Source organism: Rhizobium sp. Leaf453 (assembly GCF_001425605.1).
In the GTDB taxonomy this organism is placed as follows: domain Bacteria; phylum Pseudomonadota; class Alphaproteobacteria; order Rhizobiales; family Rhizobiaceae; genus Pararhizobium.
In genome coordinates, this window is the sequence record NZ_LMRG01000001.1 from 944,856 (window position 1) to 965,908 (window position 21,053).

At 61.1% G+C, this 21,053-nt stretch carries 24 protein-coding genes and 1 pseudogene; 13 read left to right on the plus strand and 12 right to left on the minus strand.

Going from position 1 to position 21,053, the window contains the following annotated elements:
• Positions 1 to 442: 442 nt before the first annotated feature.
• From ASG68_RS04605 to ASG68_RS04615, 3 genes are all read right to left on the minus strand, one after another.
• On the minus strand, positions 443 to 1,315 hold the full coding sequence (locus tag ASG68_RS04605; RefSeq protein ID WP_062582732.1) for an SDR family oxidoreductase: 873 nt from the start codon (positions 1,313 to 1,315) through the stop codon (positions 443 to 445).
• Positions 1,315 to 2,436: a tRNA epoxyqueuosine(34) reductase QueG gene (gene queG / locus ASG68_RS04610; RefSeq protein WP_062583654.1), complete on the minus strand. Its 1,122-nt coding sequence runs from the start codon at positions 2,434 to 2,436 to the stop codon at positions 1,315 to 1,317. The genes ASG68_RS04605 and queG overlap by 1 nt, the downstream gene beginning before the upstream one ends.
• Positions 2,437 to 2,661: 225 nt before the next feature.
• Positions 2,662 to 3,354 carry a glutathione S-transferase family protein gene (locus ASG68_RS04615; RefSeq protein WP_062582731.1) on the minus strand — a complete coding sequence of 231 codons (693 nt, stop codon included), beginning with the start codon at positions 3,352 to 3,354 and terminating at the stop codon, positions 2,662 to 2,664.
• A 179-nt stretch (positions 3,355 to 3,533) separates the two neighbouring features.
• Here ASG68_RS04615 and ASG68_RS04620 point away from each other — a divergent pair, with 179 nt between their 5' ends.
• Positions 3,534 to 4,340, plus strand: a complete 807-nt coding sequence (locus tag ASG68_RS04620; RefSeq protein ID WP_062582728.1) for an undecaprenyl-diphosphate phosphatase — start codon at positions 3,534 to 3,536, stop codon at positions 4,338 to 4,340.
• A 97-nt stretch (positions 4,341 to 4,437) separates the two neighbouring features.
• Here the strand turns inward: ASG68_RS04620 and ASG68_RS31820 are convergent, their stop codons facing one another.
• The 8 genes from ASG68_RS31820 to ASG68_RS04655 form a co-directional block, all read right to left on the minus strand.
• The gene (locus ASG68_RS31820) at positions 4,438 to 4,596 is read right to left on the minus strand and encodes a hypothetical protein (protein ID WP_112409261.1); all 159 of its coding nucleotides are present in this window, start codon (positions 4,594 to 4,596) and stop codon (positions 4,438 to 4,440) included.
• Between the two features lie 250 nt (positions 4,597 to 4,846).
• Positions 4,847 to 5,827, minus strand: a complete 981-nt coding sequence (locus tag ASG68_RS04625; RefSeq protein ID WP_062582727.1) for a complex I NDUFA9 subunit family protein — start codon at positions 5,825 to 5,827, stop codon at positions 4,847 to 4,849.
• 120 nt (positions 5,828 to 5,947) lie between these two features.
• Entirely contained in the window at positions 5,948 to 6,235 is a 288-nt protein-coding gene (locus ASG68_RS04630) for a DUF1330 domain-containing protein (RefSeq protein WP_062582726.1), read from the minus strand.
• Between the two features lie 121 nt (positions 6,236 to 6,356).
• Positions 6,357 to 7,049 (minus strand): orotidine-5'-phosphate decarboxylase, encoded by a 693-nt coding sequence (gene pyrF / locus ASG68_RS04635; RefSeq protein ID WP_062582725.1) that lies wholly within the window; start codon positions 7,047 to 7,049, stop codon positions 6,357 to 6,359.
• Between the two features lie 2 nt (positions 7,050 to 7,051).
• Positions 7,052 to 7,642 (minus strand): histidine phosphatase family protein, encoded by a 591-nt coding sequence (locus tag ASG68_RS04640; protein WP_062582722.1) that lies wholly within the window; start codon positions 7,640 to 7,642, stop codon positions 7,052 to 7,054.
• Between the two features lie 8 nt (positions 7,643 to 7,650).
• A complete protein-coding gene (pmtA, locus tag ASG68_RS04645) occupies positions 7,651 to 8,247 on the minus strand; it encodes a phospholipid N-methyltransferase PmtA (RefSeq protein ID WP_062582720.1) in 597 nt (198 codons plus the stop codon).
• A 253-nt stretch (positions 8,248 to 8,500) separates the two neighbouring features.
• The gene (dnaN, locus tag ASG68_RS04650) at positions 8,501 to 9,619 is read right to left on the minus strand and encodes a DNA polymerase III subunit beta (protein WP_062582718.1); all 1,119 of its coding nucleotides are present in this window, start codon (positions 9,617 to 9,619) and stop codon (positions 8,501 to 8,503) included.
• Positions 9,620 to 9,915: 296 nt separating this feature from the next.
• Entirely contained in the window at positions 9,916 to 10,440 is a 525-nt protein-coding gene (locus ASG68_RS04655) for a DUF6428 family protein (RefSeq protein ID WP_062582716.1), read from the minus strand.
• 42 nt (positions 10,441 to 10,482) lie between these two features.
• Between ASG68_RS04655 and ASG68_RS04660 the strand changes: the two genes are divergently transcribed.
• The 6 genes from ASG68_RS04660 to arsK are packed head-to-tail and all read left to right on the plus strand — an operon-like array spanning position 10,483 to position 14,143.
• The gene (locus tag ASG68_RS04660) at positions 10,483 to 10,839 is read left to right on the plus strand and encodes an ArsR/SmtB family transcription factor (protein ID WP_062582714.1); all 357 of its coding nucleotides are present in this window, start codon (positions 10,483 to 10,485) and stop codon (positions 10,837 to 10,839) included.
• Complete coding sequence (gene arsN2, locus ASG68_RS04665) at positions 10,836 to 11,309, plus strand: arsenic resistance N-acetyltransferase ArsN2 (RefSeq protein ID WP_062582712.1); 474 nt, start codon at positions 10,836 to 10,838, stop codon at positions 11,307 to 11,309. Before ASG68_RS04660 ends, arsN2 begins: the two co-directional genes overlap by 4 nt.
• Complete coding sequence (locus tag ASG68_RS04670) at positions 11,290 to 11,799, plus strand: arsenate reductase ArsC (RefSeq protein WP_062582710.1); 510 nt, start codon at positions 11,290 to 11,292, stop codon at positions 11,797 to 11,799. Before arsN2 ends, ASG68_RS04670 begins: the two co-directional genes overlap by 20 nt.
• A 1-nt stretch (position 11,800) precedes the next feature.
• The gene (locus tag ASG68_RS04675; protein ID WP_062582709.1) at positions 11,801 to 12,499 is read left to right on the plus strand and encodes an aquaporin; all 699 of its coding nucleotides are present in this window, start codon (positions 11,801 to 11,803) and stop codon (positions 12,497 to 12,499) included.
• On the plus strand, positions 12,496 to 12,927 hold the full coding sequence (gene arsC, locus ASG68_RS04680) for an arsenate reductase (glutaredoxin) (RefSeq protein WP_062582707.1): 432 nt from the start codon (positions 12,496 to 12,498) through the stop codon (positions 12,925 to 12,927). The genes ASG68_RS04675 and arsC overlap by 4 nt, the downstream gene beginning before the upstream one ends.
• The gene (gene arsK, locus ASG68_RS04685) at positions 12,902 to 14,143 is read left to right on the plus strand and encodes an arsenite efflux MFS transporter ArsK (RefSeq protein ID WP_244484089.1); all 1,242 of its coding nucleotides are present in this window, start codon (positions 12,902 to 12,904) and stop codon (positions 14,141 to 14,143) included. Before arsC ends, arsK begins: the two co-directional genes overlap by 26 nt.
• Positions 14,144 to 14,241: 98 nt before the next feature.
• On the opposite strand, the gene ASG68_RS04690 is transcribed toward arsK, so the two are convergent.
• Positions 14,242 to 14,628 (minus strand): GNAT family N-acetyltransferase, encoded by a 387-nt coding sequence (locus ASG68_RS04690; RefSeq protein ID WP_062582705.1) that lies wholly within the window; start codon positions 14,626 to 14,628, stop codon positions 14,242 to 14,244.
• A 155-nt stretch (positions 14,629 to 14,783) separates the two neighbouring features.
• Between ASG68_RS04690 and rsmI the strand changes: the two genes are divergently transcribed.
• The 6 genes and pseudogenes from rsmI (at position 14,784) to ASG68_RS04715 (ending at position 20,746) form a co-directional block, all read left to right on the plus strand.
• The gene (gene rsmI, locus ASG68_RS04695; RefSeq protein ID WP_062582703.1) at positions 14,784 to 15,713 is read left to right on the plus strand and encodes a 16S rRNA (cytidine(1402)-2'-O)-methyltransferase; all 930 of its coding nucleotides are present in this window, start codon (positions 14,784 to 14,786) and stop codon (positions 15,711 to 15,713) included.
• Positions 15,703 to 16,070, plus strand: a pseudogene (locus ASG68_RS30220) (YraN family protein). The gene rsmI and the pseudogene ASG68_RS30220 overlap by 11 nt, the downstream one beginning before the upstream one ends.
• A gap of 105 nt (positions 16,071 to 16,175) precedes the next feature.
• Positions 16,176 to 17,474: an extracellular solute-binding protein gene (locus tag ASG68_RS04700; RefSeq protein WP_062582700.1), complete on the plus strand. Its 1,299-nt coding sequence runs from the start codon at positions 16,176 to 16,178 to the stop codon at positions 17,472 to 17,474.
• Positions 17,475 to 17,938: 464 nt separating this feature from the next.
• On the plus strand, positions 17,939 to 18,763 hold the full coding sequence (locus ASG68_RS04705) for an ABC transporter permease subunit (protein ID WP_062583652.1): 825 nt from the start codon (positions 17,939 to 17,941) through the stop codon (positions 18,761 to 18,763).
• Positions 18,764 to 18,776: 13 nt separating this feature from the next.
• Positions 18,777 to 19,619 (plus strand): sn-glycerol-3-phosphate ABC transporter permease UgpE, encoded by an 843-nt coding sequence (gene ugpE, locus ASG68_RS04710; RefSeq protein ID WP_062582698.1) that lies wholly within the window; start codon positions 18,777 to 18,779, stop codon positions 19,617 to 19,619.
• A gap of 11 nt (positions 19,620 to 19,630) precedes the next feature.
• Positions 19,631 to 20,746: a sn-glycerol-3-phosphate import ATP-binding protein UgpC gene (locus ASG68_RS04715; RefSeq protein WP_062609142.1), complete on the plus strand. Its 1,116-nt coding sequence runs from the start codon at positions 19,631 to 19,633 to the stop codon at positions 20,744 to 20,746.
• Positions 20,747 to 21,053 lie beyond the last annotated feature (307 nt).

Sequence of the window (21,053 nt, forward strand, 5' to 3'; positions counted from 1 at the left end):
TTGAAATTTAGTCAAGTCTTACGAAGGGTGCGCTTGTCACCGCCAAAAATGGCGAAAAAGTGCTTCAACCTTTAACCTTGGATTAGGAAACATTGACGATCTGCAAAAAATTAAAATTACGAAATCTTCAATGACTGTCACAAAACTGCAGAAATGCTTTGGAATCAGGCGTTAAGCCGAACGGTACTTCGGACGCTCGCAAAACCGTGCACAAGCACATAAAAAGTGATTCAATTTTTTGAAATTGGCTAAATCCGGCGGATTCGGAAGCTAGAAAATCGACAAGTCGCGTTAACGTTGCATTTCTGCAAAAGAATAAAGGTACCTCATCTTTACGTCCGGACAGACCAAAACCGGACCAATCCGGTAATATTATCGATGACAAACACAAGACTATCGCGCACGAACCATACACTATCGGCGTGACGATTTACTTGAAAGCTCATCCCCGCCAGCTGTCGTTGCTCCACAAATCCGCTAGCGAAATCCGATAGTCCGGAAACTGGAATGCATAGCCTGCATCGCGCAGGCGGGCATTGGAGACCCGCTTGTTTTCTCCGTAGAACGAGCGCGCCATCGGCGACAGTTCGGCGGTCTCGAAGGGGATTTCCGGCGGCGGCGCGACGCCCATCAGGCGTGACGCTTCCAGCACCACATCCTGCGGCGGCGCCGGTTCATGGTCGGTGACATTGAAAATCCCGCCCATTGCCCGCTCCGACAGGAAGAGCGCGGACCCGGCAATGTCCTCGACGCGGATGCGGTTGAACACCTGATTGGCCTTGATCAGCCGCCGTGCGGTTCCAGCAGCGATGTTGCAGAAGGCGTTGCGTCCGGGACCGTAGATGCCGGAGAGACGCAGCACGGCCACGGGAATGCCGCTCTCCGCTCCGAGGGCAAGCCAGGCCTTTTCCGCCGCCACACGCTCGACGGAACGGGCCGAGACCGGCTCCAGCGAGGCATCCTCCGTCACCCAGGCGCCACCGTGATCGCCATAGACGCCGACAGTCGAGAGATAACCGGCCCATTGCAGGTTCGGCATGAGATCCAGCAGAGGCGCGGCATCCGCCCGCATCATCGGATCGCCATCGCGGCCCGGCGCAATCGACTGGATCAGATGCGTGGTGCGCTTCATGACCTCCGCCAATTCTGGCGAAATGGTCACGCCGTCATAGACCAGCGCATGGATTCCGGCGTCCTCGATCGCGGCCAGCTTTTCACTCGAACGGGTCGTCCCCGTTACCGATGGCGCCAGCGGCAGGAAGGCCTTCGCGATCGCCTTGCCGGAAAACCCGGCGCCCAGTACCAGAACATGCATCAGACCACCCCTGCCAGTTTCCATTCCGCGAGCACCTCCGGATCGGTCTCGCGTTCTCGTCTTGCCGCAAATTCCGCAAAATCGCCAGAGGTCATCAGCCGCGACAGCGCCCAGACCACCATCGCCCGCACAACGGGCGACACATCGCTTGCCAAGGCCATACACTGGCCCACCAACGCCACGTCGCCCGAGTTTCCCGCAGCGATCAGACAGTTGCGCACGAACCGGTCGCGGCCGATGCGCTTGACCGGCGACCCGGAGAAAAACGTCCGGAAGGTCGGGTCGTCCAGTGCCAGCAGATCGGACAGTCTGGGCTCCTTCAGGTCTTCGCGCGCCTGCAGCTTCATTTCCGAGGCGTTGGCCGCGAACTTGTTCCAGGGGCACGCGGCCAGACAGTCGTCGCAGCCATAGATCCGGTTGCCGATCAGAGGCCGAATGTCAGGATCGATCGGCCCCTTGTGCTCGATCGTCAGATAGGAAATGCAGCGGCGCGCATCGATCTTGTAGGGTGCCGGAAAGGCATCGGTCGGACAGGCATCGAGACAGGCACGACAGGAGCCGCAGTGATCTCGTTCCGGCGTGTCGATTACCAGATCTGCCGTGGTGAACAGGCTGCCGAGAAACAGCCAGGAACCGAACTCGCGGCTGACGAGATTGGTGTGTTTGCCCTGCCAGCCGAGACCGGCCTGTTCGGCGAGCGGCTTTTCCATCACCGGCGCGGTATCGACGAACACCTTCACATCGGCGCCGGCCCGCGCAGCAAATCGCGTTGCAACCTCCTTCAGCCGCCCCTTGATCAGATCGTGATAATCGCGGTTGCGGGCATAGACGGAGACGGCGCCGCGATCCGGTCGGTCCTGCAGCGCGCGCGGGTCTTCGTCCGTCCCGTAATTCATGCCGAACAGCACAACGGAACGGACGTCGCCCCACAGGACACGCGGATCGCCCCGGCGCTCCGCCGTCTCGGCCATCCAGTCCATGGTGCCGTGAAAATCCTGCGCGAGAAAATCGGCCAGCCGCTCCGGCGCACGCGGAATGGAATTGGGTAGCGTGACGCGACAGACATCGAACCCCTTCTGCCGGGCCTCCTCCTTCAGAAACCCGGTCAGCGTCCGCCGCATCTTTTCGTCTTTCTCCTCACGGAGCGCATTGCCGGACACAAGACCCTCCTGCGCAGGAATATAGCCTATAGCATAAAGACCCCCTCTGGCCTGTCGGCCATCTCCCCCACAAGGGGGGAGAGACCCAGCTGCCGCCCTCTGTTTTCATCATCAGACAAAGCGGCAGCTTAAGCCCCTCCCCCTTGGGGGGAGGGGTTGGGGAGGGGACTTTACCAAGGAAGACGATCAGAAATCCAGATCGGCGTAATGAGACACCGGGGTCACGCCGCGCACACGCTCGGCCAGCAGTGGGCGGAAGGACGGGCGCGATTTCAGGCGCTGGTACCAGTCCTTGACGGAGGGCACCTCCGACCAGTCGATCTCGCCGAGATAATCCAGCACCGAGATGGCGGCGGCGGCGGCGAGATCGGCGTAGGACAGGCGATCGCCGGCCAGATAGGTCCGCGAGCCGGCGAGCCAGCCAAGATATTTCAGATGCTGCCGGATGTTCGAGCGCGAGGTGCGCAGCACTTTCGAATCCGGCGCCCCCCCACCCTGGTCCGGCGTCATCTGCAGCTTGAAGATACGCTCGCGCACCAGCGGTCGCGTCACATCGGCCTCCATCTTCTGCAGGAACCACTCGGCCAGGCGGCGGATTTCCGCGCGCTGGAACGGATCTTCCGCCAGAAGCCGGCGGTCGCGCTTCAACACACCGTTGGTTTCGTCGAGATATTCGGAAATCACCGTCGCACCACAAAGCGCGCGCATGCTGTCATCGACATAGACGGGCAGCGTGCCGGCCGGGTTGAGAGTGAGGAAATCGCGCCGCTTCTCCCAGGGCTGCTCCTCGGCCAGTTCCATCTGGTAGCCATACTCCGAGAGGATCAGGCGCACGAACCGGGACGCGGTAGACATGGGGTGGTGATAGAGTGTCGGCATCAGATATCGGGTTTCGTCAATTCGATTGGGAGGGAACGGGTTTGTCGCACAGGTTTCGTCTGGCCACCACGCGTTTGAAAAAGCTATAGGAATTTGCTGCCGCAAACACAAGCGAATCAGCCAATGCCCTTCGATGGTCCACGACCCTAACCTCCAATGCTTCAGGGATACTTAATTTCATGGCCGATCAATCGATCATCAGTGCGCTCATTCTTGGCCTCATCGAAGGCCTGACGGAATTCATTCCGGTGTCCTCGACTGCCCATGTCCTGCTCGCCGGTCATTTCCTCGGCTTCAAGTCGCCCGGCAACACCTTTGCCGTCCTGATCCAGTTGGGTGCAATCCTCGCGATCCTGCTTGTCTATTTCCAGCGGTTGCTGTCGATCGCGCTTGCGCTCCCCTCCAGCGCCAAGGCGCGGGGCTTCGTGCTTTCGGTCCTCATCGCCTTCCTGCCGGCTGCCGTGATCGGCGCCATCGCCCATGACTTCATCAAGACCGTGCTGTTCGAAACGCCGATGCTGATCTGCATCGTCCTCATCATCGGCGGCATCATTCTTTATGCGATCGATCGCATGCCTCTGAAGCCTATCTATCGCGACGTTATGGATTATCCACCCTCGCTGGCGCTGAAAATCGGCCTTTTCCAGTGCCTTGCGATGATCCCCGGCACATCCCGCTCCGGCGCCACGATCGCCGGCGCGCTTTTGATGGGAACCGACAAGCGCTCGGCTGCCGAGTTCTCCTTCTTCCTTGCCATGCCCACCATGCTTGGCGCGTTCACGCTTGATCTCTACAAGAACCGCGACGCGCTTGATTTCAACGACGTGACGGTCATCGCCGTCGGCTTCCTCGCCGCCTTCGTGTCGGCGCTCTTCGTCGTACGCTCGCTTCTGAACTTCGTGTCGAACCGCGGCTTTGCCCCCTTCGCCATCTGGCGCATCATCGTCGGCACCGCCGGCCTGATCGGCCTCTGGCTGTTCGGCTGAAAACAATAAAAAACCGCGCGCATCCCGTTGAAAGGATGCACGCGGTTCCTGGCCCCCGCCATAAACGAAAGCCGTCCCGAACCGGGACGGGAATGTCTTACTTGTCGAGCGATCCGATAGAGGCGGTCGTGCAGGGATCGACGCCATAGGCCGGCGTGCAGCTGTGATTGCTGGCGACCGTCTTCGGTGCGGCGAACGACCCAGCCAGAACGATAAGTGCCGCGCACGCAAAGAAAATCGCGATCGATTTGCCCATGGGGAAAAGTGCCTCTCAAGATGAATGTGATGCGCCGGCCGGTCTCTCAACCGAACGATGCGGCGCGGCTGCTGTCTAGGCGCTGGCACCGTTATTATCAATAACGAGACATGTTGAATCGACGGTAAATGCCAATCGCTTTTTTAAGTGAGGCAGAAACGCAACGCTTTTTTAAACCGGACAAAAAGAAACCGCCGGTGGAGGCCGGCGGTCGTGATTGCAACCCGATTCGAACAGGCGAAAATCGGTCTCAGGCAGCGCTGCCCGAGCGGCTGTATTGGCCCTGCGGACGGTAGCGAACCATGTAGGTCGGCAGAACCGATTCGACCGAGCTTCCCTCCAGCCCGAACGCCTTGAGCGTGCGGCCTTCCGCCTGCGCGGCATCGGAAACCACATTGTCCGTCTTCAACAGCGTCACCTGGTCGACCGTCAGCGGCGGGGCGATGAGCGGGATCATCGAGGCAACCGAGCCGATCATCGAAGCGATACCGAACGGCAGCGGCAGCAGCATGCGCTTGCGGTCGATGACCTTCATCATGACCTCGAGACAGTCCTTGAAAGTCAGCACATCCGGGCCGCCCAGTTCATAAATCTTGCCACGCGCTACCTTGCCCTCGACGGAGCGGGCGACAGCCTCTGCAACATCGGTGACATAGATCGGCTGGAACGCCGTGTTGCCGCCGCCGACCAAGGGCAGGACCGGCGAAAAGCGCGACATTTCCGCGAACTTGTTGAAGAAGCCATCTTCCGGGCCGAACACGATGGACGGACGCAGGATCACGGCATCCGGCACGATCTCAAGCACGGCCTTCTCGGCGCGGCCCTTGCTGCTGGCATAAACCGATTCGGAATCGATATTGGCACCAAGCGCCGAAACATGTGTGAGCGTCGCGCCGACCCCGCGTGCCGCTTCCGCCACCGCGCGCGCGCCAAAATCCTGTACGGCGTCAAAGGTGTTGCGGCCGGCCTCGAACAGGATGCCGACGCAGTTGACGACGTGATCGGCGCCATGCACCGCCGCATCGACCGACTTGCGATAGCGCAGGTTGGCCTGGACGAAGGAAATCTGGCCGACATTGCCGAGCGGCTGCAGAAAGCCTGCAAGGTCCGGACGGCGGACGGCGACGCGGATGCGATAACCGCGCTTGGCGAGCGCCCGCACGACATGACGGCCGACAAATCCGGAGCCGCCGAAAACGGTGACGAGCGGCGGGAGATTGGACAAGGTCATGGCGCAGGCACTCCTGATGTTCTGCATGTTATATGTGAGCTACATAGCCCAATCATCCGGCGACGGAAAGGCTTATCGCACAGGCTTTGCTGCCGCTTTCCGCCGCAGGCTTTAATGTCGTCAGATACCCTCGACAACGACCATTTCCGCATCCGCCACTTCCTGGCGGATCGCGGCGGCGATCTGGTATTCCGGGGAATTGTAGCAATCGACGGCCGCCTGCAGCGAGGGAAACTCGATCACGACATTGCGCGCCCGCACATCACCTTCGAGCCGCTGGAAAGCCCCACCCCGCGCGAGGAAATTCGCGCCGTACTTTTCAAAAGCTGGCTTGGCGGCGGCGACATAGTCCTTGTAACGCTCGGTATCGCGCACATCGACCCGTGCAATCCAGTATCCCTTGGCCATGATCGTCTCCTTATCCGGCGCAACCGCTTCTGTTTCCCGCTTCTTCCGTCAAATCATTTGACCGGTCAAGGCAGGTTTGCTCGTCGGTGAACTGTCGCCAATCAGCGATAACGAAAACGGATCAGAGCGCGCCGCGCATCTCATCGAGGATCGCTCGTGCCGCAGCCTTCGGATCGGCAGCCTTGACGATCGGGCGGCCGACGACGAGGTGGCTCGATCCGGCGGTCAGCGCATCGGCAGGGGTCATCACCCGCTTCTGGTCGCCCTTGTCGCTCCCGGCCGGGCGGATGCCAGGCGTGACGATCGCCATGTCCGGGCCGACGATCTTGCGGACAGCCGCCGATTCCTCGGCCGAGCAGACGATGCCGCCCATGCCGGCGGCGCGCGCCTGTTCGGCCCGGCGCAGCACCAGCGTATGCGGATCATATTCATAACCGGCGTCGATGACATCCTGCTCGTCCATCGAGGTCAGCACCGTCACACCGAGCAGGCAAAGGTCCGAGCCCTTCGCCGCCTCGACCGCCGCCCGCATCGCCTTTGGATAGGCATGCAGCGTCAGCATCGACATGCCCATCTTGACGATATTCTCGACACCTTTGGCGACGGTGTTGTCGATGTCGAGCAGCTTCATGTCGAGAAAGACCTTCTTGCCGTCCTTGGCAAGATCGCGGGCAAACTCCAGCCCGCCGGCAAACACCAGCTGATAGCCGATCTTGTAGAACAGCACGTCATCGCCGATCGCGCTGACGATCGCCTCGGCCTCGCCGATGGTGGGGATATCCAGGCCGACGATCAGCCGGTCGCGTGCGTCCAAAGTCATTTTTGCCATCCTTGCCAGAGCTCAAACGGCTCCCAATCGCATGCAAGGGAACGGTCCGCAAGGGAAAATGCGAAGAGATTGCCACCGCCGCCGGGCTGGTCGTGACTGCGCGCGATCGGCACGCCGGCGAGATGACATTTCAAGAGCGTGCCGACGCCCCCGTGCCCGACAAAGGCAATCGGCTGCGACGGATCGTGACTGTCCAGAACCAAGGAGACCGCCGCAACGATCCGGCGCTGCGCGTCGATCGCCCGCTCCCACCCTTTGAAGCTCTCTTCGGGATGGGCAAAGAACCAGTTGGCTGCCTTCTCGAATTCCTCCGGAACGAGGAAGCCGGTCGCCGACCGGTCATTCTCGCCGGAATGCTCCAGCACCTCGACCTTGCAGCCGATCGCGCCCGCAAGCAGTTCGGCCGTTTCCATCGCCTTGGTCTCGTCGCTTGAGAGAATGCGCGTTAGCTCTCCCGCCCAGCCGCACCGCGCGGCCTTTCCCGCCCGGGCAGCGCCAAGGTCGGACAGGCCCCAGCGTGGCACCGGCACGTCCGGGTCGATGCGAACCTGTGGATGGGTGATGTAGACCCCGAACATGGAAACGCTCAGTGCGTCTTGCGATAGACCCAGAGCTGTGCCGGCGGAATGTTACGCACGACGAAGTCATAATGCGAGATCTGGTAACGGTCCGGCATGGCCACCACCGGCGACAGCGGGCCATAGGAAATCTGGATGACCGGACGGCCGACGGGAATGCGGGACAGGAGATCATCGATCAGCGATACGCGCATATGCATGGGGAAATTGAGAAGCGGCACCGCCGAGACGACACTGTCGAACTTCTGGTCGCGGCGCAGGCCGAGCGTCTTGTCGAGATCGAATGCATCGCCATTGATGAAATCGACGCCCGGATAGGTCTTGACGAGATGCTGGTAGAAATCGGTGGAGAACTCGACGGAAACGAGGTTTTCCGGCTGAACGCCCTTCTGCAGGATCGCCTTGGTGATGACGCCGGTGCCGGGGCCAAGCTCCAGGACCGGCAGGCCCGAATGCGGATTGACGACGCTGGCCATCCTGCGGGCGGTGATCCCGGATGTCGGCACGATCGAGCCGACGGCCTTCATATTGCTCTTCCATCCTTTGAAGAAACGGATTTCCTCATCGAATTTCTTGCCAAGACGCTCTTTCAGACGAAAATTCATGCGTATCTCCAGCAACACCGCCTGCATTGCGGGCAGCACATCATGCCTGCCCTGTTGCAACGCAGCACCCTCCATTACGAAATGATTATGTGTCGTTCAATGCGACAAAAACAAGCCATTTCGCGCCATTAATTGCCGCTCCCAACAGGAAGCTGTTTCCGCCTCTCAAAGCAGCCAGATCGTCCTTTCGAAATCCGTTATATAGAAAAGGCCGGATCAGATCCGGCCTTTTTTCGTTTTCGCGCTGCGTTGTTTAAACGCGCATCGGCATCAACACATACAGCGCATCGTCGCCCGCCATGTCGCGCACCAGCGTCGGCGAGCCTGCATCTGCCAGCATGAAGACGGCATCGGTACCGGAAAGCTGGGCGGTGATGTCGAGCAGGTATTTGGCGTTGAAGCCGATTTCCAGCGGATCGCTGTCATAGCCGACCGGCAGTTCTTCCGTCGCGCTGCCCGAATCCGGATTGTTGACGGTGAGCGTCAGCTGGCCGTCGCTCAGCGCCAGCTTCACGGCGCGGCCGCGTTCGGAGGAAATGGTTGAAACGCGGTCGACGGCCTGCGCGAAGGACTGGCAATCGATCTTCAGTTCCTTGTCGTTGTTGGCCGGGATGACCCGCTGGTAATCCGGGAAGGTGCCGTCGATCAGCTTCGAGGTCATGACAATCGAGCCGATGGTAAGGCGAATCTTGGCGTCCGACACTTCGACGGTGACGACAACTTCGGGATTGTCGACCAGCTTCTGCAACTCGCTGACGGTCTTGCGCGGGATGATGATGCCCGGCATGCCTTCCGAACCCGACGGCGCTTCGAGATCGGCGCGTGCGAGACGATGGCCATCGGTCGCGACCGCGCGCAGCTTCAGCTGCCCCTTGCTCTCGATCGTGTGGATGTAGATACCGTTCAGGTAATAGCGGGTCTCCTCCGTCGAGATCGCAAACTGGGTGCGATCGATCAGCATCTTCAGGTCCGTCGCCTTGATACGGAACGTGTGCGTGAAGGCGCCGGCGGTCAGGTCGGGGAAGTCGGACTGCGGCAGGCACTGCAGCGAGAATTTCGAGCGGCCCGACTGGACCGTCATCGCCGTTCCCTCGGCATTGGTGGCCAGCGCCACTTCCGAGCCATCCGGCAGCTTGCGGACGATATCATAGAGCAGATGCGCCGGAACCGTCGTCGCGCCCGCCGTCTCCACCTGCGCCGGCGTCGCCTCGGTGATTTCGAGATCCAGGTCGGTCGCCTTCATTTCGAGGCTGGCGCCATCGGAGCGCAGAAGCACGTTCGAGAGGATCGGAATGGTGTTGCGACGCTCGACCACGCGATGAACGTGGTTCAGCGACTTCAGGAGATTGGACCGCTCGAGAGTAATGCGCATGGATGCTACCGCTTTCAACCAATACCGGAAGAAGCCTCCCGGCCTTTACCTTTGACGCCCCATCGGGCCCACTCAGATGTGGACGGGCAAAATGGCAGAAACAAGCCGCGGAAATCAAGCGGTATCGCGGATGAGTCGGGACGATTGTCAACGGGATTGGCAGGTCATCCCCATTATACCTTGGGCGCTGCGGCATATCCCTTCTTCCCGCGCGTGGGGAGAAGGTGGTCGACAGGCTGGATGAGGGGCAGCGTCACAGGTTGACTGAAGCCCGAGCCCCGCCCCGACTTAAAACATCACGCGCAGCATTTCGCCCCCTCGGCGGCCGGGCCACAACAGGACGACGCCTGCCTGACCGTTTCGGCCAGCCATCGGTCGCGGGGCTTGCAGCTTGCAGGGCGAGGACCGAGGTCCACGTGGAGGACACCGCCCCGCAGCACCGGTGACGACGCCTTGTGAAGTTGCATCGGGGCAACGCCATCGGAAACCTCGAATGTCAGCCGGGCCGATCCATCAAGCGCCACATGTTCGGCAACCTTGCGGACGATGGCGGCGAACTTGCGTGCCGGCATATGGGTGCGATCCCCCTCCTCGATATCCCAGAGCTGCACGAAAATCTCCGACCAAGCCTCCGGATTGGCACCGCAGTCGAGTGCGGAGAAGTGCCCCGCCTTGACTTCGGTGATGTGGTAGCCGGGCCGGATATCGGCGCCACCATAGGAAAAGACCAGCGGCGCATCCGGGCTGGCATCCAGCGCCACCAACAGGAAGCCGAGATCGATGTCGTCGGTTGCGGATTGTGTCTTGTCGAGCATTGCCATATGCGCTATTCCTTATTTTGACACTTTTAGGATTATTGAAATATGGAAGAACGTCAAGCCCTCTCCGCCTTCGGTGCCCTCTCGCAGGACACCCGGCTCCGGATCGTCCGGACACTGGTGATCGCCGGGCCAGAGGGGCTGGCCGCCGGATCCGTCGCAGAAAAGGTCGGCGTCTCCGCCACCAATGTCAGCTTCCACCTGAAGGCGCTCGAACAGGCCGGGCTGGTCAGCCAGCAGCGGGCATCGCGCTCGATCATCTACACCGCAAGCTACGACACGCTCGGCGCCCTGGTGCGGTTCCTGATGGAGGACTGCTGCGCTGGCCATCCGGAAATCTGCACGCCCATCGGCGCCGCCAATGTCTGCTGCGCGCCAGAGATCGTGGAGAAGGCGCAATGATCGAGATCAAACCCGTCTCCGGCAGCGATCCCGCCCTCAAGGCCATGCTCGAAGCGGTCGGCCTGCCTGTCGACGATCTTGAGGAAGCCGGACGGTTGTTTTTCGCGGCGACGGAGAACGGTTCACTCTACGGCGTCGGCGGTCTCGAAACCGCCGATCGAAACATCCTGTTGCGATCGATCGCCGTCGCTTCGGACCACAGACACAAGGGCATCGGCAGGGCAATCACCGAAAACCTTCTTGATATCGCCCGAAAGCGGGACGTGGACAGCGTTTATCTTCTGACGACAACAGCCGCCGCGTTCTTCGAAAATCTCGGTTTCCGGCAAGTCGAACGCGCGACGGCTTCGAAGGACATTCTCAAGACCCGACAAGCGTCGTCGCTCTGCCCGTCGTCAGCAATTCTTATGAAGCTTTCTCTCGCACAGCCATCCAACCAAGGCCACAGCCATGTCCGAACGCCCTTATAACGTCTTGTTCCTTTGCACCGGAAACTCTGCCCGTTCCGTCATCGCGGAAGCGATCATGAACCGTTTGGGCCAAGGCAGGTTCCGGGCATTTTCGGCCGGATCACACCCGAAGGGGCATGTTCATCCTTTCACGATCCAGTTGCTCAAGGGGTTGAATTATGACACCGGCTTCGCCCGGTCAAAGGATTGGTCCGAGTTCGCGGAACCCGGCGCTCCGAAAATGGATTTCGTCTTCACCGTTTGCGACAATGCGGCCGCAGAAGCCTGTCCGGTCTGGCCGGGGCAACCCATGAGCGCGCACTGGGGTATTCCCGATCCGGCCGAGGCCAATGGGAACGACGCCGAACGCCACTTTGCCTTCACGGAAGCCTACCGGATGCTCAACAACCGGATCGGTATCTTTGTCAGCCTGCCGATGACCAGCCTCGACAAACTCGCCCTGCAAAAGCGCCTCGACGAGATCGGGCGTGACATGCCGAAGGCGGTTTGACGTGGGTTTCGATATTCGCCGCCGCCTGTTTGCCGAAGCACTCGGAACGGCCATTCTCGTTGCCACCGTCGTTGGATCCGGCATCATGGCCGACCGGCTGTCGGATGACACGGCTGTCTCGCTGCTCGGCAACACACTTCCAACCGGCGCCATCCTCGTCGTCCTGATCACGCTGATGGGGCCGATCTCCGGTGCGCATTTCAATCCCGTCGTCACCATGGTCTTTGCCGCCAGGCGAGAGATCGGCTCCCGGGAGGCGATATTCTACGTTTTCGCGCAGATCATCGGCGGCATTGCAGGCACCTGGCTGGCGCATGCCATGTTCGATCTGCCAATCCTGCAGGTTTCGCAGACGGCGCGGCTCGGGACAGGCCAATGGACCGCCGAAGTGGTCGCCACCTTCGGCCTTGTGTTGACGATCCTCAGTGGCTTGCGCTTTCGCGGCGATGCGATCCCTTGGCTCGTCGGCCTCTACATCACCGCCGCCTACTGGTTCACCGCCTCGACATCCTTCGCCAACCCGGCCGTCGCCGTCGCGCGCTCGCTGACCAACACCTTCTCCGGCATCCGCCCCGTCGATCTTCCTGGCTTCATCGTTTCGGAAATCGCCGGTGCGTTGCTGGCCGTTGCCATAACCGGCTGGCTGCTGGCCGAACCGTCCCGCCTTTCACAAAACGCCAATCCAACAGGTGCAGAATGACTTTTCCTGTCACGATCTATCACAATCCGCAATGTGGCACGTCCCGCAACACGCTCGCCCTCATCCGTCACGCCGGGATCGAACCTGCTGTCATCGACTATCTGAAGACACCGCCCACGAAACAGGATCTTGCGAAGATGATCGCCGACGCCGGACTGACCGTCCGCAAGGCCATCCGCGAAAAGGACACCCCCTATGCCGAACTCGGCCTCGACAATCCGGCGGTGAGCGATGACCGGCTACTCGACGCCATGCTGGAACACCCGATCCTGATCAACCGGCCCTTCGTCATCACCCCGCTCGGCACCCGTCTCTCCCGCCCCTCCGAGGCCGTGCTCGACATCATCCCGGCCGACATGTTGACCTCGGAATTCATCAAGGAGGACGGCGAGCGGGTGCTTGATGCTGCCGGCAAGCGGGTCGCCTGACCGGATGGAGCGAAAGTTTCCCCGCTGGGCGCTGGTCGGGCTCGGAACGACCCAGATCATCGGTTACGGCACGCTCTATTACGCCTTCAGCATCCTCGTGCCGGACATGGCGCGCGATCTTGCCGTGTCGGAGAAATGGATCTTCGGCGCATTCTCGCTCGCGCTGCTGGCCGGCAGCTTCGCCGCGCCGCTTGCCGGGCGCCTTGCCGACAGGCATGGGGCCGGTCTGGTCATGGGACTGGGATCGATCGGCGCCGCGCTGTCGCTGGTCCTGACCGCTTTCGCGCCAAACGCCTTGACCTTCGCGGCCGCACTAACCGCGATGCAAATCGTCTCCTCGACGGTACTTTATGCCACCGCCTTCACCGCGATCGTGCAGGCGGGCGGCCTGTCGGGACAAAAATCCATCGTCCACCTGACCCTGATCGCGGGGTTCGCATCGACGCTGTTCTGGCCGCTGACATCCTGGCTGCATGGCATCCTGAACTGGCGGGAGATCTATCTGGGCTTTGCGGCTCTCAATATCGCGGTCTGCGTCCCCATCCATCTGGCCCTTGCCCGGCTGACATCCAGCGCGGTCATCGAAGCGCGAACCGCCTCCGAAATCCAAGACAATCCTCCGCGCGGCGATCGCCTGATATTCGGTCTGATGCTTGCCGGGTTTGCCATCGAGGGCTACGCGCTGTCAGCCATGCTCGTCCACATGGTCCCGCTGACACAGGCGCTCGGGCTCGGCGCGGCCGGTCTTGCGGTGGCCTCTCTGTTCGGTCCTGCACAGGTCACCAGCCGCTTCATCAATCTTCTGTTCGGCCAAAATCTGTCGCAGGCGTGGCTCGCCGTCATTGCCGCGATCATGCTTCCGCTCGGGCTGGTCATCCTTCTCGGCACGTCGCCATGGCTTCCCGGTGCGGTCGTGTTTGCCGTCTGCATGGGCCTGGGGTCGGGCCTGACCAGCATTGTCGGCGGCACCTTGCCGCTCGAACTGTTCGGCCGGCGCGGTTATGGCAAGCGGCTTGGGTGGTCGACATCGGCCAAGCAGGTGACCTCGGCGATCGCACCCTTCGTCATGTCCGCCTCGCTGGCCCAGTTCGGCGTCGTGCCGTCGCTATGGACGATCATCGTCGTGGGTCTAGCCGGCATGGCAGCACTGGCGGCCATACCGCTCCTCCTGCGGCTCAAGGCCCCAGAAAACGCATCATATAGACCGACGACTTGAACACGCCCCAGGGATCGACGAAGTGCCGGGGCACGATGCCGATCTCCTGCCAGCCGAGGCGACGGTACAGTCGTTCACCCGCGCCGCCCTGCACGGTATCAAGCAGCAGCAATGTCCGGCCATGCCGTAGCGCCTCCTCCTCGACGACCCGCATCAGCGCCCCCGATGCCCCGGTTCCGGGCCTCGCGATGCACCAGCAGCTTGTAGACTTCGCCCCGGTGCGGCGCGTTCGGCTCGGGCGACAGATAAAGCTGAACCGTCCCGGCAATCTCGCCATCGACAAGCGCACAGATCAGCAACCGCTCGCCCGTGTCGACCGATGCCACGACATCAGCCCAATAGGCATCGACGGAAGCCCGATCGACGGGCAGGACATGACCGATCAGCGCACCACCCTCCACGCTGGCGATAAGGATGTCCGTCAGGCGCGCAAGATGCGGCACCGCCGTGTCGCCATCGAGAATAATGATATCTGCCCGGATCATGTGCCCCACCTCATTCTGATTGCCAGATTGGTGGCACGAATGCGCCCAGGAATGAAGCCGTTGGCGTGACCGGTTCCCCGTCCGGCAAGAGCAACCCTTGCCCCCGCCCCGTCCCTCGCCCATAAAGGCCGGCAACGCATCGGGAAGAACATATCGTGGAACATCAGACAGACGGCGAGAGACAGACAGGCGAGCGGCAGAGAAGCTATCGCCTGCACAATGTCGCCGTTCCCGCCCGCCCGCTCGAGCCGGCGCTCTATCTCGTCGCCACCCCTATCGGCAATCTCGCCGACATCACGCTGCGAGCACTGGAAACTCTGGCCGGGGCCGATGTGCTCGCCTGCGAGGACACCCGCGTCACCCGTGTGCTGCTCGATCGCTACGGCATCGTCAACCGCCCCTATGCCTATCATGAATACAATGCCAACGAGGTCGGCCCGAAGCTGCTGGCTGCGCTGGACGAAGGCAAGTCCGTGGCACTGGTTTCCGACGCCGGCACGCCGCTAGTCTCCGATCCCGGTTATCGTCTGGGGCAACTCGCCATCGAAGCCGGGCATCGCGTGGTGCCGATCCCCGGTGCATCGGCGCCGCTTGCCGCCCTTGTCGGTTCCGGCCTGCCGAATGACGCCTTCCTGTTTGCCGGCTTCCTGCCGTCCAAGGACAAGGCCCGCCGCGACCGCTTTGCCGAACTGGCGGCAATCCCCGCCACCCTGATGTTCTTCGAATCCCCGCACCGGATCGCAGCGACAATCACAGCTGCCCATGACGTGCTGGGGCCTGCGCGCCGTGCCACCGTCTGCCGCGAACTGACGAAAACCTTCGAGGAATTCCGTCGCGGCACATTGGCCGAGCTCAAGGCATTTTACGATGAGGGCGCCACCGTCAAGGGCGAGATCGTGCTGGTCATCGGTCCGCCGGATGCGCCGGCAGCCCCGGAGGCCGACGATGTCGATGCCATCCTCAAGAAACTCGTCAAGGATATGTCGACCGGCAAGGCCGCGACCGAAGCCGCCAAACAGACCGGCCTCAACCGCAAGGATCTCTACGACCGGCTGCTCGAACTCAAGGATCAGGATGACGCGTAAGGCGCCGGACGAGAAAAGACTGAAGGCGGTCCGGCGCGGATCGCTGGCCGAATATCGCGCCGCCCTTTCCCTGGTTCTCAAGGGCTATCGTATTGCGCCTTCCGCTATCGCACGAAGCTGGGTGAAATCGACATTATTGCACGCAAGGGCAATCTCATCGCCTGCATTGAGGTAAAAGCCCGCCGCTCGCTGGAAGATTCCGTTTTTGCGGTTTCCGATTTTGCACAACGCCGCATCCGCGCTGCAAGCGACCTCTGGCTGGCGAAACAAAGGGATTCCGCACTCCTTTCAATCCGCTACGACATCATCTCCGTGACGCCCTGGCGCTGGCCCGTCCATTTGCCGGATGCTTTTTGAACAGCTGTGCATCGTTGTAATCGTTCCGACACAAAAGCGTTATGCTGATGTCATGGAAGGGCTTTAGCCGGTTCCTCACCTTAACCCTGGTGAAAGGAACTGCCCATGATCAAGAACATCACGATGACCGGCCTCGCGCTGGCTTTCTCCGCCACTTCCTCGTTTGCCGCGACCAACATCACCTGGTGGCACGGCATGGCCGGCCGCAACGGCGAAGTCATCAACGAAGTCGCCCAGAAGTTCAACGCCTCGCAGACCGCTTGCGCGCTCACCCCGGTTTCCAAGGGCACCTATGAGGAAGCGCTCGCTTCCGGCATCGCCGCCTTCCGCTCGGGCGAACAGCCGAACATCCTGCAGGTTTTCGATGCCGGTGCGGCCACGATCATCAACGCCAAGGGCGCCGTCATTCCGGCTGAAGACCTGATCACCAAGGCCGGCTACACCTTCGACCGCAACGCCTTCATCGATGGCGTTCGTTATTTCTACGCCGATAGCGAAGGCAAGTTCGTCGGCATGCCGTTCAACTCTTCGGCACCGATCATGTACATCAACGACGAAGCTCTGAAGAAGGCCGGCGTCGAAGCCCCGAAGACCTGGGAAGAATTCGAAGCCGCCGCTCCGAAGCTCAAGGAAGCCGGCTTCATCCCGCTCGTCCAGTCGCAGCTGACCTGGCAGTTCACCGAGAACTTCTTCTCGCGCAACAACATCCAGTTCGCCACCAACAACAACGGTTACGACAGCGTTGTCGACACCCAGCTGAAGGTCACCGATCCGAACCTCATCATGATGTTCGACAAGCTGAAGGCCTGGGCCGATGAAGGCTACTTCGCCTATTACGGCGCCGGTTGGAACGATAACCAGAAAATGTTCGAAGAGAACAAGGCCGCTCTCTGGATCGGTTCGTCGGGCTCGTTCGGTGGCCTGCAGAAGACGGCGCAGATGCCGTTCTCGGCAACCTTCCTGCCCTATTGGGGCTCGATCAAGGGCGCCGGTACCTCGTCCTTCATCGGCGGCGCTGCCCTGTTTGCCATGTCCGGCAAGTCGGATGAAGAAAACAAGTGCGTGGCCGATTTCTTCCAGTTCCTGACCTCGCCGGAAGTCCAGGTCTTCTACCATGAAGCCACCGGTTATGTCGCGATCACCAAGGCTGCCTACGAGCTTGCCAAGAGCCAGGGCTACTACAAGGAAAAGCCGGCTGCCGAAGTCGGCATCCAGCAGCTCCTGCTGCCGGCCGGTGAATGGTCGAAGGGTTACCGCCTCGGCTTCTACCCGCAGATCCGCGAAATCATGGAACGCGAATACGGCCGCATCTTCGCCGGCGAAGTCTCCGTGAAGGAAGCCTTCGAAACCATCGAGAAGGAAGGCAACGAACTTCTCGCCCGCTTTGCGAAAACGGCTGGTTGATCTGGTTTCCCCTCCCCTTGTGGGGAGGGTTGCCCACGGGCTGACGGCAAACTCCCTCTTCTCCCCGGCGGGGAGAAGGTGGCCGAAGGCCACCTTGCGGATTTGGCGCACGACACCCCCCTCTGCCCTGTCGGGCATCTCCCCCTCAAGGGGGGGAGATCACAAGAGGCACGCTCTCGCCTCAACCACAGCAGCGGCGAGGGACATGAAATGATCTCCCCCTTGAGGGGGAGATGTCACGAAGTGACAGAGGGGGGTGATGCGGCAAATGCCGGATCGTCCTTCTACCACCCCCAAGGGCCAAACCCATGACGCACGCACCATCGCTCTCCCCGACGAGCCCAGCGGCCACCACCACCGGCGGCTTTTTCGCCCGTTTCCGCTCCGCCCCGTCGGAGCCCAGTTTCGCCAAGCGCGTGCAGTTTTCCTCGCCCTACCTGCCCTATCTCTTCCTCGCCCCGCAAATGGCGATCATCTTCATCTTCTTCTATTGGCCCTCGGTCCAGGCGATCCAGTCGTCCTTCTACCTTGAGGACCCCTTCGGTTTCGGCTCCACCTTCGTCGGCACGAGCAACTACACCGATGTGCTGAAATCCGGCGAATATCTCGGCATCGCCCGCTTCACAGCCATCTTTACCGCCGCCGTCACCTTCTTTTCGCTGGCGATCGGCCTTCTGCTCGCCGTCAAGGCGGACGGTGTCATTCGTGGCAATGCCACCTACAAGACACTGCTGATCTGGGTCTACGCCATCGCCCCGCCGGTTGCCGGCTTGATGGGCATGATGATGTTCGACCAGCATATCGGCCCGCTGGTGAGATTCGTCGGCCTGTTCGGCTGGGACATGAAGGTCGGGCTGAACTACAACGACACCGCAGCCGCCATGATCATCGTCTCCGTCTGGAAGCAGATTCCCTACAACTTCATCTTCTTCCTCTCCGGCCTCCAGGGCATTCCGGTTTCGGTGCGCGAGGCGGCGCTGATGGATTGCCGCTCCGGCTTCCGCCGCTTCTGGACTGTCATCCTGCCACTGCTCGCGCCGACGGCCTTCTTCCTCCTGATCATCAACACGACCTATGCCCTGTTCGACACGTTCGGCGTCATCGACGTGATGGTGAAGGACAAGGCCGCCAACAACCCGATCACGCTGGTCTACAAGGTCTATATGGACGGCTTCCGTGGCAACGACCTCGGCGGCTCCTCGGCCCAGTCGGTCATCCTGATGATCATCGTCTTCGTGCTCACCATCTTCCAGTTCCGCTTCATCGAGCGGCGCGTCCACTACAATTGAGCGGAGCCCGGCCATGCAGCGCGTCAAACTCTTCAATCATTTCATCCTGCTGATGGGCGTCTTCATCATGGTCGGCCCGCTGGTCGTTGCCCTGATGACCTCGAGCCACGAGGCGGCCGATATCCACCGCAACGGTCTCAGCCTCCTGCCCGGCGGCCATTTCGTCGAGACCTATACCAAGGTGCTGACTAAGGAAGGCGGCTTTACCGGCAAGATCACCGGCCTCCGGATGATGATGAATTCTCTCATCCTCGGCATCGGCTTTGCCGTCGGCAAGATCGCACTGTCGATGCTGGCGGCCTATGCGCTGGTCTATTTCCGCTTCCGCTTCGCGACCATCCTCTTCTGGATGATCTTCACGACGCTGCTCCTGCCGCTCGAAGTGCGCATCCTGCCGTCCTACGAGGTCATGAACACGCTTCACCTCACCAACACTTATACCGGCCTGATCGTGCCGCTCCTGGCGTCCGCCACCGGCACCTTCTATTTCCGCCAGTTCTTCAAATCGATCCCGGACGAACTGCTCGAAGCCGCCCGCATTGATGGCGCCGGCCCGTTCAAGTTCTTCATCGACGTGATCGTGCCGCTGTCGAAGACGATGATGGCGGCGATCTTCATCATCATGTTCGTCTATGGCTGGAACCAGTATCTCTGGCCGACGCTGATGACCACGGATGAGAGCTTCTTCACGCTGGTGCGCGGAATCAAGCAAATCCTGCTCGTCTGGGTCGGCTCCAACATTCCCGATTACAACGAGGCCTTTGCCCTGGCGATCCTCGCCATGGTCCCGCCAGTGATGATCGTCATGATCTTCCAGCGCTGGTTCATCAAGGGTCTCACGGAAAGCGACAAGTAAAGGAGAGCGCCATGGCTCAGATCAACATCACCAATGTTTCGAAGATCTATGCCGGCGGCGTCGAGGCGGTGAAATCCGTCTCGATCGATATCGCCGATGGCGAGTTCATCGTGCTCGTTGGCCCCTCCGGCTGCGGCAAGTCCACCCTGCTGCGCATGGTCGCCGGCCTTGAGACCATCTCCAAAGGCACCGTCGAAATCGGCGACCGCATCGTCAACGATGTCGAGCCGGCCGAGCGCGATATCGCCATGGTCTTCCAGAACTACGCGCTCTACCCGCATATGACCGTCTACGACAACCTCGCCTACGGCCTGAAGAACCGGGGCACGCCGAAGGCCGAGATCGACGCCCGCGTCGCGGAAGCCGCCCGCATGCTGCAGCTCGAACAATATCTCGACCGCAAGCCCCGCGCCCTTTCCGGCGGCCAGCGCCAGCGCGTCGCCATGGGCCGCGCCATCGTGCGCAAACCCGCCGCCTTCCTGTTCGACGAACCGTTGTCGAACCTCGACGCCAAACTGCGCGTCTCCATGCGCGGCGAAATCAAGCAACTGCAGAAGCGCCTCGGCACGACGTCTCTCTACGTCACCCACGACCAGCTCGAAGCCATGACGCTCGCCGACCGCCTCGTGGTTCTCAACGGCGGCGAGATCGAACAGATCGGCCGACCGCTCGACGTCTACCACACCCCCGCCTCCACCTTCGTCGCCAGCTTCATCGGCTCCCCCGCCATGAACCTCGTGCGCGCCAATCGCGAAGGCAACCGCCTGCATCTCGGCTCGCAGATCATCGAGGCCGACCGCCTCTCGTCGCTCCCCACAGACCTCACCGTCGGCATCCGCGCCGAAGACCTGCGCCTCGCCAACCCCGGCGAACAATCCCTCACCCTGAAGATCGGCTATGTCGAGGAACTCGGCGCCCAGCGCCTCGTCCATGGCACGATCGACGGCAAGCAACTCACCGCCGCCCTCTCCCCGGAAATCGAACTCGGCGACACCATCGCCCTCACCATCGCCCCCTCCCGCCTGCACTTCTTCGACACGACGACGGGCAAGCGGCTGGTGCTTGCACTGGACACTCCCGATACAGGGCGCCAAGCTGTGAATAAGCTACAAGCGGCTATCGGATAGTTGAAGATTTCTCTAAAGCTGCACGTTGTTGGCAACTCAGTTCCTTGCGAAAGATGCTAGAATTCCGGTTCCTCTAGGTCGCTCGACGAAAGCGACTTGTTGCGGTCCTCTAAGTATAGGCATGCAATGGTATCGGAATCAGCCAGCTCATCGAAGATACATATGTGCCAGCACCAGACGAAACGGCTGGACCGTCAATCCGATGGTGAACTGCCCCCCATTTCGACCGGACAGTCGGCATAAGCAGAAAGGCTCAAGCACAGGCTTGAGGACAGGCTTATGTCTAACGAGTATCGACACGTTGAAT